Raw genomic sequence first — 17,686 nt, forward strand, 5'->3', positions numbered from 1 at the left:
ATCCTTCGCCGTTTTTCTATCGCACAATCGCCCAAGTTACAGAGGGTAGATGGTGCTCCCGCCGTCAAGAACGATCCCTTGACCGGTCATGAAGTCACTCTCTTTCGACGCAAGGAAAACCGCAGCACCTTCCATATCCTCAAGCTCGCCAATGCGCCCGATCGCGGATCTGCGGCGTGCGGATTCCTGGAACGCCTCGCTCGTATCAAGTGACATTTCGGTTTCAATAAAGCCAGGTAAGAGAGCGTTCACACGGATGCCAGCCTTCCCCAACTCGACGGCAAGCGCTTGCGTTAGTCCGAGCACCGCTGCCTTGGTAGTCGAATAGCCGGCTGCGCCTCCCGAGCCAATCAAGGCCGCAACCGAAGAGGTTACGATCAGTCGGCCTGGAATCTTTCTTTCCAGAAAATGCTCAGTAATCGGGGCCCAGGTCTGCACCACACTCATCAGATTAAGGTCAATTGTATCGAGCCAGGCTTGTCGACCAATGGTGTGCGAGGCGCCGCGAAAGCCGCCGCCACCTGCATTGGCAAAGCAGCTGTCGACCTTTTCAAATCGGTTGAGCGTTTGCTTGAAGGCGGCGTTGATCTCTGCCTCGTCGGTAACATCGCAGACAAAGGCTTCTGCTTTGCCGCCCATCGCTCGAATTTCTTCAATTGCAGAGGCATTCTTGGCCTCGTTTCGGCCCCAGATTGCAACCTTTGCGCCGCTTTTCACCAAGCCCCGGCAATAAGCGAGCCCTAGCCCGCCATTTCCACCTGTGACAATGGACACGTGGCCCGTTAGATCAAACATTAAACTATCCCTCATTCTATTCCGTTGTTCCTGAAATTACGCGACGAAACTAACGCGTCGGTCGGCGTCACCTGCAGGCCGATTAGGTTGCCGTCCGGGTCCCGGCCAAAGATGATTTCCCCGCCGTCCATCGCGGTGGGGCCTGTCTCGATTGTGCCACCGGCTCGCTCAAACAAAGCGCGCGCCTCGTCGAGATTAGAAACATCAAGGACGATCATATTATATCCGGGCGCATCGAGTGGCCGCGGCGTCCCGGGGGCTTCGGTCGGATGGCTATGAAACTGAAAGATCTCAAGCTCCAGATTGCGGATTTGAAACCATGCAGCTTCGCCCACACCATTATCGAGGCCTGAGACCGCATCGGACTTTTCGCCTTCCATGCGCAAGAAAGGCCATTGGCCGAAACGGCGAAACTCAGGCTGTCCGAGCAGTGCCGCATAAAATTCCGTGAGCCGATCTACGTCTGGCGTGGCAAGGGCGACATGGCGAATGCGACGTTGGTTTTTAGGGGGCTTAGGAAGATCGAGCTGAGCAATGTCGACATGCTCGATCTCTGCAATTAGCCCATCGAAGTCGCGTGAATAGGAATAGTAGACCGGATTGCGCGGGTTGAGCTGCTGCATCTCCTTTTTACCCAAATGGGTCGCGCCGCCCGCTAGAAATTTCTGATATGTCTTGGTTTCCTGATCAACCTGATAGCAGACATGCATGATACCCGGCCCAAAAACTTCTATCGGGGACGTTGCTTGCGCTTTGGCAGATGGATTTGCAAACGACATAAAGCGCAACTGCATATTAACGCTTCGCATCATACGGGTTTGCGCCTCCACCCCTTCGCGCCCCGCCAGTTGATCGAAGGCCTTATTACCTGTGATGGCTGTGTCATCGACTTGTTTCAGGTCGATCGCGTCCTCGTAAAGCGCGGTGGTCTTATCAAGATCGCTGACAACCGCGCCCACCCAGCCTACGCCTTTTATCACCGAATCTTCGGGAAGTTCAGAAGTTTGCGATGCGCACGCGCTCATGGTTAATGCGCCCGATGTCGCTAACGCTAGTTTCCACATCCTCATTGCTATCTCCCATATGGTTGATGCCGCGGCTCATTGAGTCGCCGAGCGACGGTGTTGTCAAGATGCACCATTAATCTCTATATTTACTAGAAGTCAACATAATGTGTAAAATTCCTTGTTAAAAGAGCGATAGTACGACATTACGTTGCCTAAAGTGTACTTTATTATCACTTAATAGAGGGGATAGACTCATGAAAACGACATATCGCGCATTGCTTGCGGGGTTCAGCACAATTGCATTCTGTGCCACATCAACAGCCGCTTTCGCGCAAGACAACGAGGCCGCTGCAAGTGCCGTAGAGCCCGATAGCAATCTGATCATTGTGACCGCGTCAAAGCGTCAGGCGACCTTGCAGGAAACGCCGATAGCGGTTTCCGTCACCACGGTAGAACAAATCGAAGACGCGCAAGTGCGGGACCTGCTCGATATTCAGACGCTGGTACCCTCACTGCGTGTCAGTCAGAGCAGTCTGTCTACGAATACAAACTTCATCATCCGCGGTTTTGGCAACGGATCGGCCAATCCCGGGATTGAACCTTCAGTCGGCGTGTTTGTAGACGGTGTTTACCGTTCACGCGCTGCTGCGCAGATCGCCGATTTGCCTGACCTGCAGCGAGTCGAGGTGCTCAATGGCCCGCAATCGACTTTGTTTGGCAAGAACGCCTCCGCGGGGATCATCAGCGTCGTCACGCGCGAGCCACAATTCGATTTCGGAGGAGTTGCCGAGCTTTCTTATGGTAATTATGATGCAGTCGTTGCCAAAGCCAACATAACGGGCCCGATCAGCGACACGCTCGCGTTCAGCATCGGCGGCAATTACAATCGGCGTGACGGCTATATCGAAGACATTATCATCAATCAGGATATCAATGATCGCAATCGATGGGGCGTGCGCGGGCAGTTGCTGTTCCAGCCTAGCTCCGTCCTCAAATTCCGCGTGATTGCCGACTACGACCAGATCGACGAAGTGTGCTGCGGAGCGACGAATGTCGTTGATGGGCCGTTGGGCGGGTTGGTGCGCGCGATTGGCGGCGAGTTTGTTGCTAACGAGCCGCTTTCGCTACAAAGCACGGTCAACTTTGCGCCAACAAACGAGGTCGAAAACTACGGCATCTCATTACAAGGCGATTGGAGTACGGGTAATATAGATGTGACGGGAATCGGCGCGTATCGCCGCTCCGACGTGTTCGTAAATCAAGACAGCGACTTTACCAGCCTCAATTCGATTGGCACCAATATCAACACAATTGATATCAAGACATATACGGGCGAACTGCGCGCCGCATCCGATTTCGACGGTCCACTCAATTTCCTGATCGGTGGCTTCCTTTTCCATGAGACCATCGATCAAGGTGCGGAATTCGGCAATGGCGAGGGTTTCCTGCGCTTCGCTAATGCCGTCACCGGCGGCGCTTACAGCGCGCTTGAGCCTACACTGCGGGCACTTGTCCCCGGTATTCCTGCGGGCAGTTTTGGCGGCGTCGGCCAAGGACGTACGCTCGATTACGACTATGAGAATACGTCGTTCTCAATCTTCGGTCAGCTCGATTTCGAGATCACCGACGGCCTTACGTTCACGGTCGGCGCAAATTATACCGAGGATAAGAAAGAGGTCGTATCGAATAATGTGAGCACCGATGTCTTCTCCGGCATCGACCTTGTTCAGGCGGGCTTTAACGCAGCTGTGGCTGGTGGGGCTCCGCCAGCGGTTGCCAGCGTTCTAGCCTCTGATCCAGCGACCAACCCGTTTCTTGGACTGCGCGGGCTGCAATTCAATCCACCCTATCTGAACTTTCCCAACGCGGTCGAGGACGGCCGCACGGATGATCAGGATCTATCCTATACAATCCGCCTTGCTTATGATGCATCCGATAATGTGAGCCTTTACGCGACTTATGCGACCGGGTTCAAAGCCTCGTCGTTCAATCTATCTAACGACAGCCGCCCATTTGCCGCTGATTTCGTGCCTGGTTCACCGTTTCAGTCGCCCCCGGTGGCAGCCTCACCAATACGCGATGCGGGGCTCGCCGTGCCGAACCTCAGGACCGGATCACGATTTGCGGGTCCTGAGGAATCAGAAGTCTACGAGATCGGTATCAAGGGCAGTTGGGATGGCTTCTCGTTCAACCTAGCGCTCTTCGACCAGACACTCGAAGGGTTTCAGACCAATGTCTTTACCGGAACAGGTTTTATTCTCGGTAACGCTGAACAGCAATCGGTCACCGGCTTTGAGTTCGATGCCAGAATCTCGCCGATCCCTGAGCTCACCTTCACTGCAGGGGTAACCTATCTCGATTCTGTTTTCGACACGTTTACTGGCGGTACCGCCCTCTCGCCTAGCTTCACCGTAGTCCCGACGGATCTTAGCGGCGAGCGTCCTTCCGGTGTACCTGAATGGTCAGTGGTCGTTGGGGGAACATATGTACTCGATGTTGGCGATGATGCGACGCTGCGCTTCCACGCTGATTATCTTGTTGAGAGCAATGTCGAGATCGTGAACGGCCTGTCGAACTTCAAACGTGCGGTCGAAAATCTCAACGCCTCTGTCACGCTGGGTCTCGCCAATGGACTAGAGTTTTCGCTCTGGGGTCGCAATCTCACCGACACAGCTTATCTCAACCTCGTCTCTCCCGCAGTGGGTCTACCCGGTTCGCTTGTCGGCTTTCGCAATCAGCCACAGACTTATGGCGGCCTTGTGCGCTTCCGGTTCTAGAGCTCTCCCTGAGGATGCGAGAGGGTGGGCGGAGCGCTCACTCTCTCGTCTTTTTTTTCTGCGCCGGGTCAGGAAGGATGGCTGAGGGCGGCCTGACCTTTGCCTGTCGCCCGAAAGCATCGTTGCGCAGTCCAGCTACGCTCCCAAGGATCATTGAGACGGTGATATCCTCGATCATTTGGCGATCCATACCGCTCCGGACCAAAAACTCCCCAGCTGCCGCCGGCATACCGAATGAAATCTCTGTCGCCGCTATAGCTACATCAAGGGGAATGTCGAACACCTCAGCTGTGACCTCAGAGAAATAGTGAATGGAAGGTTCGCGATTATAATGTGTCGGGTCCTGGGCCTTGGCGATATTTGGGTAGGCTTGGAGCCTCTCGATAATCAGGCCGCGATCTTCAATGCAAAGCAGGTAGGCACGGGTTACATTTCGAACGAGTTCTTCATAGGTATCCGCGCTTTCTGCCGCGGTAAGCTGTTCTGTCCGCAGATGGCGATATTCGCGGTTTAGAAGCGCTTTGAGCAGCACAACCAAGCTACCGAAATAGCGGTACATGAGCGTCTTGCTGACGCCTGCCTTCTCTCCGATAACTTCCAGTGAAAGGTCAGACGTGCCATGCTTGGCGATAAGCTCCGCTGCGCTGTCGAGGATCATAGACTTGCGTTTTTCCGGGCTGAACCGACGCCCCGTTCCTGTTTTCTTGTCAATCTCCATATCAGGTTTTGAAGCCTCCACTTGCATCCTACCAGCGCCAATTCTCTTCAGCTGCACATATCTTGGTTTTGTATACGCGGGCGATCATGGCCAATCAGCAATGGCGATCAATTTCAACATGCACAACAAGCCTGTGGAGCATGTCTACTTTTGAAGCAAGCATCGACGATATTAATCCGGTGGCTGCTATCCAAACAATTATCGCAGTTTAACAAAGCTAATATTAGTGTCCGCTTTCGGGGTTTAGCGGATATATCAACAACAGATCGAAATAAGGATGGCTTGCCTCCATTCTGCAGACCGGATAATGTTCTTGAATGAAACTCGGTATAGCGCTTTTTTTGGCTAGTTTTATTGGACACGCCACCCCAGCTGAAGCTGACATGCTCGGAGATGTTTCGGCACCCACCGAACGGCAATTGATGGGGCTGACGGTCGGAGAGGCCGATGCGTTGATATCGAAACTGGAAACCGCGCAAGAAGGATTGAGAAACGATAAGTTACAATCCTTTGAATTGCTGGCAGGATCAGTGGCGTCCTATGACCAAAGCAAGGTGTCGGCGCGGGACGTGTTTTTAAGTGTACCGTTCCAAGAAGTTTGGGAGGTGAAGCGCATAGTGTCAGACAACCGATTGTCGCAACCCTTTCGTCTTTCATATGCTCCAAACGGCCTTGGAAAGCTCTTTTGGGACATCACTGTGGTCGTCGGTTTTAGCGGTCAAATTGAACGCGTCGAAATGATTTATAAAGCGCCAGCACCGTTTTGAATGACCCGTATTTGAACCAGCGACTAGCGGTCGCTCAAAATTCGTACAAATTGCTATGGATTTCTAAGGGGAATGAGTGGAGCGGGTGAAGGGAATCGAACCCTCGTCGTAAGCTTGGAAGGCTTCTGCTCTACCATTGAGCTACACCCGCCTATTTCCAAGCGCCGCTATTGCCACCGTGTTTGCGGCGCGTCAATCAGGAAACGGCACCGGCCGCTTTTGTTTTTGTCGCGCGAACCGCAAACCATTGCGCCACGGCGGCTTTTTCCGCTTCGCTCATATGCAAACCCAGCTTTGACCGGCGCCACAAAATATCTTCCGCGCGGGTGACAAATTCATGGGCAATCACCCAATTTAGTTCTGCTTCATAAAGGCCGGCTCCAAAATAGGTGCCCAGCCCGGACGGGTCCTTCACATCATCGAGAATTTGCGCACAATCGGTACCATAGGCCCGAACCAACCGCGCGATTATGTCCTTGTCGAGAAAATCCCATTGCTTTGCATATTCAGCCGTAAGCGCATCAAATCCGTCCGCAGGAAAATCGCCACCAGGCAGCGGCACAGATTTGGTCCAATCATCAGTGTCGACATGCAGCACCGCCTTCAACGCCTTCATCGCTTGGCGCGCCAAGACACGGTAAGTGGTTATCTTGCCGCCGAAAACCGACAGGACCGGCGCTCCGTCTTGGTCATTATAATCAAACACATAATCACGCGTCACCGTCGATGCCGACTGGCTTTTATCGTCAAATAAAGGGCGCACTCCGGAATAGGTCCATTGGACATGTTCGCGGGTTACCGGCTGAGCAAAATATTCGCTGGCCGCGGCACAAAGATAGTCAATTTCTCCGTCGCTAATCTTCGCTGGCCCTTCGTCATAGCTCCAAGGCTGATCGGTGGTTCCGATCAGAGTATGATTGCCTTCATAAGGAATGGCAAAGATGATCCGGTCATCCTTATTCTGGAAAATATAGCTGTGATCCCCTTCAAATTTGCGCGCAATCACAATGTGGCTGCCTTTTACCAACCGCAATTTTGCAGCGTTGCTGCTTTGGTCATAAAGCGCAGTGACCGGGTCAACCCAAGGTCCCGCCGCATTGACCAGCACTTTGGCTTGTTCGCTCCCGGCTCCATCCGGGCCATTCAGCTGCAAGGTCCAGTGATCAGCGCTGCGTGCAATGCCGACACATTCTGTTTGCACCCTTATGTCGGCACCACGCTCTTTGGCATCGCGCGCGGTCAACGCCACCAATCGCGCATCCTCGACCCAGCAATCAGAATAGGCAAAAGCTTTTTTTAATCGCTTTTGCAGAGGCTTGCCGCGCAAATCTTTGTGCAGATTAAGGCTTTTCGTACCCGGCAGAAGCGAGCGGGTACCGAGATGATCGTAAAGAAACAATCCCAGTCGCAACAACCAGGCCGGACGCATGCCTTCGTCGACCGGCAAGACAAAACGCATCGGCCAAATAATATGCGGCGCGTTGCGCAACAGCACTTCGCGTTCCTGCAAGGCTTTGCGGACGAGACTAAACTCATAATGTTCCAGATAGCGTAATCCGCCATGGACGAGCTTGGTGCTGGCCGATGAGGTATGCGCCGCCATATCATCGCGCTCTACCAGCAAAACTTTCAGATCGCGACCAGCGGCATCGCGAGCAATGCCCACGCCATTTATGCCGCCACCGATAATTGCCAAATCAAACATGGAACGCCTCATAAAGCTTCCGGCGCAATGTTCAATGTTGCACTGCAATATCTTACAGATAATTGCATCCGGTCGCCGTTATCGTCAGCCGGAAAACACCTTCTCATTTGGCCGAAGGTTTCCCATTGGATCGGCGGGTTAAATCCCGTCGAGATGCTCAATCTCGGGAGCCGCTGCCATACAGGGCGCCAATTTGGGGCCACTGGCGCGAAAATGATCAGATTTGCCATGCGCGTCCAGCGCCGCTTGATCGACATAGCGTTCCAGTACTTTATATTGTTGCGGGTTATCCTTGCATTGGAAAACAGAGTAAAATTCATTGCCCGGTTCATTGGCCCGAACCGCAGCCATTAACTCACTAAATGCGGCTTCAAAATCGGCATTTTTGCCCTCCGCTACGGTCAAAGTCGCGATCACGCCCACTGCTGGCATAGTCTATTCTCCTGAAAATTATATGTGTCAAAAAACGAGTGTTGCGGACTGGGCCGAACGGCGCAACCTTAATCTGCACATTTACCAAAACCGGCTGCCAGGAATGCCTTTAAAGGGGCCAGCAACATGGGAAGAAATCCAGCCACCATAAAAGCCGCCCGGTTGCGGGACAACCGTTTCGCCATCGACCAAACAACGATCAAAGGGCGCCGGATAAAAGGCCACATGATTTCGGATCATCGCAAAAGAGCTGTTCGGATTGGCATAGGTCCAAGCGACCATATCCAATGTGTCCCCTTCGATCACTGCGTCCAAATATCGCGCTTGGCCTTTCCATTCGCAAATTGTACGGCGCGGACTGGTGCATAAATGAGTCCAGGCGACATCTTCCGGTGGAAAATAATAAGTGGGAGGATGGCTGGTTTCCAATGTCCGAAAACCGGCTTTGGTGCTGGCAATTTTCACCCCCTTATGGATAATTTCCAAATGGTGGTGATTGGGCTCTGCAATGGCAGGACGAGGATAGTCCCAGACGCTTTCCTGGCCGGGTTTCACCGGATCTGGTGGAATATTCATGGCCTATATTCCTTACTAACACACTGTTGGAGCAGCGGACGGGCGATCAGAAATTTCCTGTAAAACCATTCCAGCAAACGCAAGGCATAAGGTCGCCGCGCCCATAGTCCGAGCGGCCGCAATAGCGGTATGGCGCGCCACATGGCGGCAAAGGCCGCAGCCCCGGAAAGAAGCCGTCCCTGCTCTTGCGCATGGAATCGCGCGCGCATCTGATGGCGATCCTTGGGGCAATCCGATCGGTTATCGGCAATATCGACAAAATGGATGGCTGCTATGCGATCCAGTCGCCGCATCAGCGCAATTTCCCGCGCGCATAGGGGGCAAGCGCCATCAAACCAGACAATAACCTCACTCATCCTCCTCTTTTAGAAGAGGAAATCAAAATCGTCTGGCTGTACTTTAGGAGGTATTATCGAGCCGCCGCGACGGCTCGATAATATCAAAGATCACAAAATTTCGAACAGACCGGCCGCGCCCTGGCCACCGCCAATACACATGGTAACGACGGCATATTTGGCACCGCGGCGTTTGCCTTCGATCAGCGCATGGCCGGTGCAGCGTGCGCCGGTCATGCCATAAGGATGGCCAATGGAAATGGATCCGCCATTCACATTGAGCAATTCATCGGGAATACCAAGCTTCTGCTGACAATAGAGCACTTGCACCGCAAAGGCCTCGTTCAATTCCCACAATCCAATATCATCCATTTTCAGGTCGAATTTTTCGAGCAATTTCGGAATAGCGAAAACCGGGCCAATGCCCATCTCATCCGGCTTGGTTCCAGCCACAGCCATACCGACATAACGGCCCAGCGGATTGAGACCGGCTTTTTCAGCGGCACTGGCTTCCATCACCACACTGGCGGAACTGCCATCGGACAATTGCGATGCGTTGCCGGCCGTGACAATCTTGTCTTCACCCAGTACGGGTTTCAAAGACTGCAAGCCTTCCAGAGTGGTGGAGGGGCGATTGCCCTCATCCTTACTCAGGGTGATTTCATGCATGGAAATTTCTTTGGTTTCCTTATCCTGCACACCCATAGTTGCAGTGACTTCGACAATCTCGTCGTCAAATTTACCCGCTTCTTGGGCAGCGGCTGTGCGTTGCTGCGATTTCAGCGCATATTCGTCACAGGCTTCGCGCGAAATGCCATAGCGCGCACCGACCACTTCGGCGGTTTGCAGCATTGGCATATAGATATCATCATGCATCGCGACGAGCGCTTTATCAGGTGCCATACGCATTTCCGGCGTTTGCACTGTGGAAATGGATTCCTGACCGCCGCCAACAACCACATCCATACGGTCAACGGTCACCTGTTTGGATGCCGTCGCTATGGCCATAAGGCCGGAGGAACATTGGCGATCCAACGTCATGCCCGGCACTTCAATCGGAAATCCAGAACGCAGCGCCACATTGCGGCCAAGATTGCCGCCCTGTGATCCCTGTTGCAACGCACTGCCCCAAACCACGTCTTCGACCATCCCAGGGTCAATGCCCGCGCGTTCAACGGCTGCTTTGGCGGCGAAGCTGCCCAGTGTCGGGCCGGCTGTGGCGTTAAATGCACCTTTATAGGCACGGCCAATGGGAGTTCGAGCGGTGGAAACGATGACGGCGTCACGCATGATTGAGATCCTTTTATGATGGATTAGAGTCGAATTTGGCGCGTATTCTCTCTTTTAATCGCGCCATTAACAAGGTTTTTCTTTGCCACTGGTTGTGACGTTACGGCAAGCTAGCCCTCTTGTATATGAACCGGGAAACCGGCTTCAGGATAAGGCAAAGTCATCTTGCCATCCGGCGCCGCTGTGAAACTGGTTTGGGTTGGATAGGCAAATTCAAAGCCTTCTTCATTGAATTTTTGCAAAATCGCCAAACCGATCTCGTGCCGCCCTTGGTATACAAGTTCATAGTCATTGCTCATTATGTCGAAATCCAGCTCGAAATTAATCGCACTATCGCCAAAACCGACAAATCCGGAGCGGACAAAGCGACCGCCATTATCTTCAACAATTTTTTGTAACAAGCCGGGAATCCGCCGCGCTTCATCGGGTGGCGTTTGATAGACAACCCCGATGCCATAGCGAGTTCGCCGGCGGCCCAATTGCGACAAGTTGGTTATTTCCTTATCGAGCAAATTGGTGTTGGAGATGATGATTTCCTCGCCCGTAACCGACCGCAATCGCGTGCTTTTCAATCCGATTTTTTCGATGGTTCCCACGGTATTATCATAGGTAATGGTTTCCCCGCGACGAAAGGGTTTGTCGAAAATGATCGACAGGGCTGCGAATAGGTCGGAAAAAATCCCCTGAGCCGCAAGACCGATCGCAATCCCGCCGACACCCAATCCGGCAACCAAACCGGTCACGTCAACGCCGAGATTGTCCAAAATCACGATCGTCGCAATCGAAAAAATGGCCGCCGTAACCAACAAGCGGATCAAGGTCATCGCGCTCTGCAAAGTTTCGTGTTGATCAGAATCGGTCGACAATTTGCGGTTGAAAAAGCCCAGAATTAATTCGCGCAACCAGATGGCAATCTGGATAACCACCGAAATGGTGAACAAAAACCCGATGGTCTTGGCAATTTCAGCAGGCGCATTGGAATAGATGACAATCAATTCAGCGGCGATCATGATCATGAAAAACTTGCTGGTTTTGGCAATTGCGCCCGATATGATCGCTCGGTACCCGATCAGCCGATCCTGCTGACTGACATATCGTGCCGCCCATCGTTTGATCATCGCCAAGATGCAAAATATAATCAAGCCAACAATCATCGCGATGATCAGCTCAACATAATTTTCGGTCAGCCACGTCAAACTGTCTTCAAACAAGGACTGAGCGGCGACACCAACATCGAAAATGGCAGGATTTTGCGCGCTATTTGTGGCTTGGGTCATAGACAATCTCTGCTAATGAGGATGAAGCAGAAAGACAAGTCGCCTAGCGCGGACTATTATTGCGTGGACTATTATTGCGCGCACTGTTTCTGCGCGGCGATGAGAAACTCAATATTGCCTTTGGGGCCGGTAATCGGGCTTTGAACAAGGCCATCAACTTGCCAGCCTTTGTCGATCAACCACATTCTCACCTTATCGCATGTCGCTTGATGGATCGCTTCATCGCGCACGACGCCGCCTTTCCCGACATCAGCCCGTTCCGCTTCAAATTGCGGCTTGATCAAAGCAATCAGAAAGGCATTATCGGCGACAAATTCCATTGGCCGTTCCAATATTTTGGTCAGCGAAATAAAACTCGCATCACAGACAATCAGGTCAATCGGGTCTGAAATATGGTCGGCGGTCAATATCCGCGCGCTGGTTTGTTCATGAACAATCACGCGGTCATCTTGGCGCAGTTTCCAAGCCAACTGGTTGGTCCCGCTATCCACAGCATAGACTTTTCGGGCACCGTTACTCAGCAATACATCGGTAAAACCCCCAGTACTGCTGCCCACATCCATTGCCATCATTCCCGTCACGTCCCTGCCAAAATGGCGCAACGCATGATCCAATTTTATGCCGCCGCGAGACACCCAGGGATGATCTTTTCCCTTAAGCTCTATTTCCGCATCATCGGCTATTTTCTGACCGGGTTTTTGTATTTTCTGATCCGCAACAATCACAAGGCCCGCCATGATATAAGCCTGCGCCTTGGCGCGGCTTTCAGCCAAACCACGATCCACCAGCAGTTGGTCGATGCGAGTTTTTACAATCTTGGGGGCCTTGGCTGGATCACGCGACATAAAATGGGACTAGCCTAGCGCGATGCTTTTGACCATATTCATCCGCTATGAGAATCACAATTGCCTTTTCCGCCATATTGTTAGCAGCCGGCTGCTCGGCCGTGGTCCCTGCGCCTGCTCCCTCACAATCAGCAGCGGCCGCGCCCACGCCTGCCCCTGCCCCTGCCTCTGCCCCCGCGCCCAAACAGCCTGAAGGCAATTGGATTGACTGGCCGCTCAGCGCTGGTGATTGGGTTTACCGGCAAGATGACCGTGGATCGATTGCTTTATTTGGACCGCCCAATGCGGAGGCAATTTTCATGATCCGCTGCGATCAGGGACGCAATCAACTGTTCGTTTCACGCGAAGGCACGGTCGCCAATAGCGGAGCGCAAATGACCTTGCGCGCGAGTTCCGGATTGCAAAGCTTTTCGGCGCGCAACAGCGGCGGCACACTCAACTATGCCGCGACGATGATACCGGTTTCAGATATTATTATGGACCGCATCGCGTTTAGCCGTGGCCGTTTTGCTGTTGAAACCACCGGTTTGCAATCCATCGCAATCCCGATCTGGCCGGAATTTACCCGGGTCGTCGAAGATTGCCGTAGCTAATCGCAACGGGTACACAAAAACCGATTGATGGAGCAGCGCTTAAGATAAGGTGATTTTGGACCGAGCGCGCGATTTTGACAGCAAATTAAATTTTTTCAAGTCTTGTTCGCACGAGATGAATGATTCACATTCCGATTATCGAACAAGCGGAGAATTTCAATGCAACAGTTCGTATCTTATCAACAAGCGAAAGGAGGTGGTCCGATGTCTCATGGTTCAGCACAGGGGTCGGAAAAATCCGTTCGGGGAACCTATTTGATTTAACTATCACGTTCTCCGGCAGCGGCACTTCCAACCGCTGACCCATGTTCAGAGGCTGTTGATCCAAAAGCGATCAATAGCCTCTTTTCAATCCACATGCGTTTAGGTTTGTTGGTCGGTTTTCTCGAGATATTCTTCGCGGATCATAAAATCCCGAACACCAATGCGCACTTCTCTCAAAAACTGGATAAGCGCGATGGATAAAAGGCTCATCGCAATGATAAACGCGCCGGCAATGACGGCAGATAAATTATATCCGGTGAGCCCCATGACAAAGAGCAATCCAATCAAGACACAAGCAACAATGGCGCTAATCACACTCAGGTATATGGCGCTGTTGACGATCTTGATCCTCAACTGCAAGTCATGCAATTCTTCTACCACGCATTTATGGTCATAGCCTTCGGTTTCGTTGAACAAATCTTGCAAAATGCGGGACCGATCAATGATCCGCGCCAGCCGGCCTGCAAAAAGGCCGAGCATGCCGCCAACAGCCACCAGCAAAAAAGCGGGCGCCAAAGCGGTTTGCAACACCGCAATAATATCTGCTTGCGCCAAATCTCCCAATGCACTGATCTCCCTTTTCCCAGCCGGTTATGGCCCATCATAACGAATAAGCAAAGTCAGCCCCATTGTCCGCGTCGAATCAAAATCGTCCAACGGAAAAATTTCCGCATCCGCCCGGGCTCGAACCAGAAGAGAAGGGGGCAAATTATTGGCGGCAAAAATTGCATCCGCTTGCCCTAAAAGACGCGCCTGTTTGATCGTCAATGCATCGGCATCCGGGCTGTGCAAGGTCAATTCCACCAGGCCGGTTGCCGCTCCGGTCCCTGGTTCAGCGAGCCATGTGTCGAGCCTTTGGGCAGCGGTATCGGTCAAGGGATCCAATGGGCCGCCCGGATCCAATGCAGCATCTATGGCGCGGCGGCGGTCAGCGCCATCCGGCCATTTGTCTTTAATCTGCTTGCGCGCGCCGAATAGATTTCGGGCCAGTTGCCCCAGATTGGCTGGCAGCAACTGCTCCAGCCGTTGGCGCAATGCTTTGGCGAGCCCAGCCGAGGCGCCGCCTGTACCAATAGCAATGAGCACAGGTGCGCGGTCGATAATGGCTGGTGTTGTATAGTCACATAAGGCCGAACGATCGACCGCATTGACCAACAAACCGCGCTGCTTCATGCGTTTTACGGCCACTGCGGCTTCTACATCATCTTCTATCGCAATGACCGCCAAAGCCGCGTCAGCATTTTCATCATCGGTCAGCAGCGCACCAGCCCGTTGATAGAGACGCTTTTTTGCGTCCGCCATTTCACCGCTGCCGAGCAATATCACCTTGCGGTCCTTCAGCGTCACGAAAATGGGGAGCTGCTCCATCGCTATTTCAGCCAATCGGGAACTTGTTCTGCGGCCATGATGGTAGCGGGATCAATCCGTTCGGCAACCACGGCATATTGATCGCCATCAACCAACACTTCCGGCACCAGTGGACGGCTATTATAGGTATTGGCCATGGTTGCACCATAGGCACCCGCGGTTCGGAAAACACCCAGGTCATCCGTTTCCACCCGATCGACCACCCGCTCCTTAGCAAAAATATCGCTGCTTTCGCAAATTGGACCCACTATGGACGCGGTCATCGTTTTACCGCCGGGAACAACCGCTTCGAAATGATGCCACGCGTCATAAATGGCCGGACGCATAAGATCATTCATGGCCGCATCGACAATCACAAAATCACTATTCACACCGGGTTTGATGCGGATAACCTGCGTCATCATGACACCGCTATTGCCCGCTATAACCCGGCCTGGTTCAAACATTAATGTAACGTCCCAATTCTGTGTGACCCGCGCGACCATAGCGCCATAGTCCGCAGGGCTCGGGGGAAGATCTTCCGGCTTGTAAGGGACACCAAGTCCACCGCCCAGATCGACATGAGTGATCACATGACCTGCCTCGCGCAAATCTTGGACGAGCTGTCCCATGCGCGTGTAGCATTTTTCCAACGGGTCGAGATTTTGCAACTGACTCCCAATATGCACAGCAACGCCGCGCAAATTTAGTCCGTCAAGCTTGGACAATCTGGCAAATATGTCCGGCGCAACATCAATCGCCACACCAAATTTATTCTCCGCCTTGCCGGTGGAGATTTTCGCATGGGTCCCCGCATCGACATCAGGATTAACCCGCAATGTGGCACAGGCCTGTTCGCCGCGTGCCGCCGCAAGTGCAGCCAACATCTGCCCTTCTTCTTCGGATTCGAGATTAAATTGGCCGATCGCTTTGTCGAGGCCCAATGTCAGTTCGGCTCGGCTTTTTCCCACGCCCGAAAAAACAATATCTTCGGCCTTCATACCAGCGGCCAGCGCGCGTTCCAATTCTCCGCCCGAAACAACATCTGCGCCATAGCCTTGATTGGCGAGAATTTTAAGGACAGCCAAATTGGGGTTGGACTTCACCGCAAAGGCCAAATGAATCTTCCCGGCGTCTTTCAATCCTTCCCGAAACACACGGGCATGGCGCTCCAATGTCGCCCGGGAATAGACATAAACCGGCGTACCGATTTTTTCAGCAATATCCGTAAGCGCGGTATCTTCGGCGTGCAGCACACCGTCTTTAAGTTGAAAATGGTCCATATTTCAGGGCTTTCGGAAGGAACATAAGGGAGAAGGAGAAGAAATTTCAACCCGGTGGCGGGAGATCAAATTTATCATCCTGGCGTTTTTCGGACCGCCGCAACAATTCATCGCTTCGCTCTGGTTGGGCCTGTGTTGACGGCGTGATCAAATCCTCGCCGGTCCGTTTTTCGGATTCGCCATAAACAGCAGGGGGAAGCGATTGGCCTTGCGGCGGCTCCAAAGCCCCTCGATTTCCGCAGGCAGTCAAGACAGTCACAGCAGTCAACGCGGCGATTTTTCGATAATTTTTCATAAGCGATTCGTCTGTTCGAGCATTGCAATTTGATGTCTTACCTGCTCGGGCGCGGTTCCGCCATAGCTAGTCCGGCTGGCCACTGATCCTTCCACACTCAAGTCTGGCATGGCATGCCCGTCAACCCGCCCATCTATCGCAGCGAGATCTTCTGGCGCCAGATCCGCCAGTCCGCATCCCCGATCTTCACACAGCTTGACCGCCGCTCCGGTAATATGGTGTGCTTCGCGAAAGGGGATATTCACTTCCCGCACCAGCCAGTCCGCAAGATCAGTGGCGGTAGAAAAGCCGCTATCCGCAGCAACGCGCATTTTTTCCGGGATAAATGTCACCGATTCAACAATGCCGGTCATTGCTGCCAGCGACAGACCGAGCAAGTCATGCGCTTCAAAAACTGGTGGTTTGTCATCTTGCATATCCTTGGAATAAGCGAGTGGCAGGCCCTTCATGGTCATCATCAACGCGTTCAGACAGCCGCTAATCCGTCCGGCATGGCCGCGCACCAGTTCAGCCGCGTCGGGATTGCGCTTTTGCGGCATGATCGAGCTGCCTGTGGACCATTGATCCGACAAGGTGACAAAGCCAAAAGGCTGCGAAGCCCAAATAATGATTTCTTCGGCCAAGCGCGACAGGTGCAATGCCGTTTGGGAGGCGGCCATCAGATAATCGAGGGCAAAGTCGCGATCGGAAACGCTATCCATGGAATTGTTGGTCGCATTGCCAAATTCCAATGTCTCAGCGGTCATTTTGCGGTCAACAGCAAAACCGGTCCCAGCCAAAGCCGCCGCGCCGAGCGGACATTGGTCAAGACGCTGTTTGGCCGCCCAGAAGCGGCTGCTATCCCGCGCAAACATCTCATAATAGGCGAGCAGATGATGGCCCATGGTAATCGGTTGCGCGACTTGCAAATGGGTAAAGCCCGGCATGATGGCATCTGCTTGCTCTTTCGCGCGGGCAATTAATGTCTCGCGCAATTGCCACAATGCTTCTGATGCTTCGTCTATGGCATCGCGCACCCACAGGCGAAAGGATGTCGCGACCTGATCATTGCGCGATCGCGCTGTATGGAGGCGGCCAGCCACGGGTCCGACAATCTCGGTGAGACGCGCCTCGATCGTCATATGAATATCTTCCAGATCGAGATTTTCCGGAACTCCGTCGGCTTCATATTCTTGCGCGATCTGATTGAGGCCTTCAATAATCCGAGTGGCATCTTCGGCTTCAACAATGCCTTGTTTGGCAAGCATGGCGACATGCGCAAGCGAAGCGCGAATATCTTGTCGCCATAATTTCTTGTCGAACGGGATAGACGCGTTTATCTCGCGCATGATTGATGAAGGGCCATCGGCAAATCTGCCGCCCCACATGCTGTTGGAATCT

The 17,686-nt window shown here is 53.0% G+C and carries 18 protein-coding genes and 1 tRNA gene; 3 read left to right on the forward strand and 16 right to left on the reverse strand.

What is annotated here, in order from left to right; all coding sequences use genetic code 11:
• Positions 1-36: 36 nt before the first annotated feature.
• A complete protein-coding gene (locus ABJU74_RS05955) occupies positions 37-795 on the reverse strand; it encodes an SDR family NAD(P)-dependent oxidoreductase (protein WP_348383958.1) in 759 nt (252 codons plus the stop codon).
• Positions 796-806: 11 nt separating this feature from the next.
• The gene (locus tag ABJU74_RS05960) at positions 807-1,865 is read right to left on the reverse strand and encodes a VOC family protein (RefSeq protein ID WP_348383957.1); all 1,059 of its coding nucleotides are present in this window, start codon (positions 1,863-1,865) and stop codon (positions 807-809) included.
• A 191-nt stretch (positions 1,866-2,056) separates the two neighbouring features.
• Here ABJU74_RS05960 and ABJU74_RS05965 point away from each other — a divergent pair, with 191 nt between their 5' ends.
• Positions 2,057-4,579: a TonB-dependent receptor gene (locus ABJU74_RS05965; RefSeq protein WP_348383956.1), complete on the forward strand. Its 2,523-nt coding sequence runs from the start codon at positions 2,057-2,059 to the stop codon at positions 4,577-4,579.
• Between the two features lie 37 nt (positions 4,580-4,616).
• Here the strand turns inward: ABJU74_RS05965 and ABJU74_RS05970 are convergent, their stop codons facing one another.
• Positions 4,617-5,324: a TetR/AcrR family transcriptional regulator gene (locus tag ABJU74_RS05970; RefSeq protein WP_348383955.1), complete on the reverse strand. Its 708-nt coding sequence runs from the start codon at positions 5,322-5,324 to the stop codon at positions 4,617-4,619.
• 314 nt (positions 5,325-5,638) lie between these two features.
• Here ABJU74_RS05970 and ABJU74_RS05975 point away from each other — a divergent pair, with 314 nt between their 5' ends.
• Positions 5,639-6,064, forward strand: coding sequence for a hypothetical protein (locus tag ABJU74_RS05975; protein ID WP_348422708.1), 426 nt, complete (start codon positions 5,639-5,641; stop codon positions 6,062-6,064).
• A gap of 77 nt (positions 6,065-6,141) precedes the next feature.
• On the opposite strand, the gene ABJU74_RS05980 is transcribed toward ABJU74_RS05975, so the two are convergent.
• The 8 genes from ABJU74_RS05980 to ABJU74_RS06015 form a co-directional block, all read right to left on the reverse strand.
• Positions 6,142-6,215, reverse strand: a tRNA-Gly gene (locus ABJU74_RS05980).
• Positions 6,216-6,260: 45 nt separating this feature from the next.
• Positions 6,261-7,769: a glycerol-3-phosphate dehydrogenase gene (gene glpD / locus ABJU74_RS05985; protein WP_348383953.1), complete on the reverse strand. Its 1,509-nt coding sequence runs from the start codon at positions 7,767-7,769 to the stop codon at positions 6,261-6,263.
• Positions 7,770-7,907: 138 nt separating this feature from the next.
• The gene (locus tag ABJU74_RS05990) at positions 7,908-8,201 is read right to left on the reverse strand and encodes a putative quinol monooxygenase (protein ID WP_348383952.1); all 294 of its coding nucleotides are present in this window, start codon (positions 8,199-8,201) and stop codon (positions 7,908-7,910) included.
• An 81-nt stretch (positions 8,202-8,282) separates the two neighbouring features.
• Positions 8,283-8,777, reverse strand: coding sequence for a DUF427 domain-containing protein (locus tag ABJU74_RS05995; RefSeq protein ID WP_348383951.1), 495 nt, complete (start codon positions 8,775-8,777; stop codon positions 8,283-8,285).
• The gene (locus tag ABJU74_RS06000; RefSeq protein WP_348383950.1) at positions 8,774-9,133 is read right to left on the reverse strand and encodes a DUF393 domain-containing protein; all 360 of its coding nucleotides are present in this window, start codon (positions 9,131-9,133) and stop codon (positions 8,774-8,776) included. The genes ABJU74_RS05995 and ABJU74_RS06000 overlap by 4 nt, the downstream gene beginning before the upstream one ends.
• 90 nt (positions 9,134-9,223) lie before the next feature.
• Positions 9,224-10,402, reverse strand: a complete 1,179-nt coding sequence (locus ABJU74_RS06005; RefSeq protein WP_348383949.1) for an acetyl-CoA C-acyltransferase — start codon at positions 10,400-10,402, stop codon at positions 9,224-9,226.
• 110 nt (positions 10,403-10,512) lie between these two features.
• Positions 10,513-11,679: a mechanosensitive ion channel family protein gene (locus ABJU74_RS06010; protein ID WP_348383948.1), complete on the reverse strand. Its 1,167-nt coding sequence runs from the start codon at positions 11,677-11,679 to the stop codon at positions 10,513-10,515.
• A 71-nt stretch (positions 11,680-11,750) separates the two neighbouring features.
• On the reverse strand, positions 11,751-12,494 hold the full coding sequence (locus ABJU74_RS06015) for a TlyA family RNA methyltransferase (RefSeq protein WP_348384033.1): 744 nt from the start codon (positions 12,492-12,494) through the stop codon (positions 11,751-11,753).
• A gap of 77 nt (positions 12,495-12,571) precedes the next feature.
• Between ABJU74_RS06015 and ABJU74_RS06020 the strand changes: the two genes are divergently transcribed.
• The gene (locus tag ABJU74_RS06020; protein WP_348383947.1) at positions 12,572-13,117 is read left to right on the forward strand and encodes a hypothetical protein; all 546 of its coding nucleotides are present in this window, start codon (positions 12,572-12,574) and stop codon (positions 13,115-13,117) included.
• Positions 13,118-13,480: 363 nt separating this feature from the next.
• Here ABJU74_RS06020 and ABJU74_RS06025 read toward each other — a convergent pair whose 3' ends face one another.
• From ABJU74_RS06025 to argH, 5 genes are read right to left on the reverse strand one after another with little or no spacing between them, the layout of a single operon-like run.
• Positions 13,481-13,945, reverse strand: a complete 465-nt coding sequence (locus ABJU74_RS06025; protein WP_348422705.1) for a DUF2721 domain-containing protein — start codon at positions 13,943-13,945, stop codon at positions 13,481-13,483.
• Positions 13,946-13,972: 27 nt separating this feature from the next.
• Entirely contained in the window at positions 13,973-14,749 is a 777-nt protein-coding gene (locus ABJU74_RS06030) for a siroheme synthase (RefSeq protein WP_348383945.1), read from the reverse strand.
• Positions 14,750-14,751: 2 nt separating this feature from the next.
• A complete protein-coding gene (gene lysA / locus ABJU74_RS06035) occupies positions 14,752-16,011 on the reverse strand; it encodes a diaminopimelate decarboxylase (protein ID WP_348383944.1) in 1,260 nt (419 codons plus the stop codon).
• A gap of 46 nt (positions 16,012-16,057) precedes the next feature.
• Complete coding sequence (locus ABJU74_RS06040) at positions 16,058-16,306, reverse strand: lipoprotein (protein WP_348383943.1); 249 nt, start codon at positions 16,304-16,306, stop codon at positions 16,058-16,060.
• Positions 16,303-17,673: an argininosuccinate lyase gene (gene argH / locus ABJU74_RS06045; protein ID WP_348383942.1), complete on the reverse strand. Its 1,371-nt coding sequence runs from the start codon at positions 17,671-17,673 to the stop codon at positions 16,303-16,305. Before argH ends, ABJU74_RS06040 begins: the two co-directional genes overlap by 4 nt.
• Positions 17,674-17,686: the final 13 nt, after the last annotated feature.

The sequence above is a fragment of the Parasphingorhabdus sp. genome, assembly GCF_039982415.1.
In the GTDB taxonomy this organism is placed as follows: domain Bacteria; phylum Pseudomonadota; class Alphaproteobacteria; order Sphingomonadales; family Sphingomonadaceae; genus Parasphingorhabdus.

What these genes read in the sequence shown, in the direction of transcription:
- ABJU74_RS05955 (WP_348383958.1), bottom strand. Translation starts at nt 795, where the DNA reads ATGTTTGATCTAACGGGCCACGTGTCCATTGTCACAGGTGGAAATGGC.
- ABJU74_RS05960 (WP_348383957.1), bottom strand. Translation starts at nt 1,865, where the DNA reads ATGAGGATGTGGAAACTAGCGTTAGCGACATCGGGCGCATTAACCATG.
- ABJU74_RS05965 (WP_348383956.1), top strand. Translation starts at nt 2,057, where the DNA reads ATGAAAACGACATATCGCGCATTGCTTGCGGGGTTCAGCACAATTGCA.
- ABJU74_RS05970 (WP_348383955.1), bottom strand. Translation starts at nt 5,324, where the DNA reads ATGCAAGTGGAGGCTTCAAAACCTGATATGGAGATTGACAAGAAAACA.
- glpD (WP_348383953.1), bottom strand. Translation starts at nt 7,769, where the DNA reads ATGTTTGATTTGGCAATTATCGGTGGCGGCATAAATGGCGTGGGCATT.
- ABJU74_RS05990 (WP_348383952.1), bottom strand. Translation starts at nt 8,201, where the DNA reads ATGCCAGCAGTGGGCGTGATCGCGACTTTGACCGTAGCGGAGGGCAAA.
- ABJU74_RS05995 (WP_348383951.1), bottom strand. Translation starts at nt 8,777, where the DNA reads ATGAATATTCCACCAGATCCGGTGAAACCCGGCCAGGAAAGCGTCTGG.
- ABJU74_RS06000 (WP_348383950.1), bottom strand. Translation starts at nt 9,133, where the DNA reads ATGAGTGAGGTTATTGTCTGGTTTGATGGCGCTTGCCCCCTATGCGCG.
- ABJU74_RS06005 (WP_348383949.1), bottom strand. Translation starts at nt 10,402, where the DNA reads ATGCGTGACGCCGTCATCGTTTCCACCGCTCGAACTCCCATTGGCCGT.
- ABJU74_RS06010 (WP_348383948.1), bottom strand. Translation starts at nt 11,679, where the DNA reads ATGACCCAAGCCACAAATAGCGCGCAAAATCCTGCCATTTTCGATGTT.
- ABJU74_RS06020 (WP_348383947.1), top strand. Translation starts at nt 12,572, where the DNA reads ATGAGAATCACAATTGCCTTTTCCGCCATATTGTTAGCAGCCGGCTGC.
- ABJU74_RS06030 (WP_348383945.1), bottom strand. Translation starts at nt 14,749, where the DNA reads ATGGAGCAGCTCCCCATTTTCGTGACGCTGAAGGACCGCAAGGTGATA.
- lysA (WP_348383944.1), bottom strand. Translation starts at nt 16,011, where the DNA reads ATGGACCATTTTCAACTTAAAGACGGTGTGCTGCACGCCGAAGATACC.
- ABJU74_RS06040 (WP_348383943.1), bottom strand. Translation starts at nt 16,306, where the DNA reads ATGAAAAATTATCGAAAAATCGCCGCGTTGACTGCTGTGACTGTCTTG.
- argH (WP_348383942.1), bottom strand. Translation starts at nt 17,673, where the DNA reads ATGTGGGGCGGCAGATTTGCCGATGGCCCTTCATCAATCATGCGCGAG.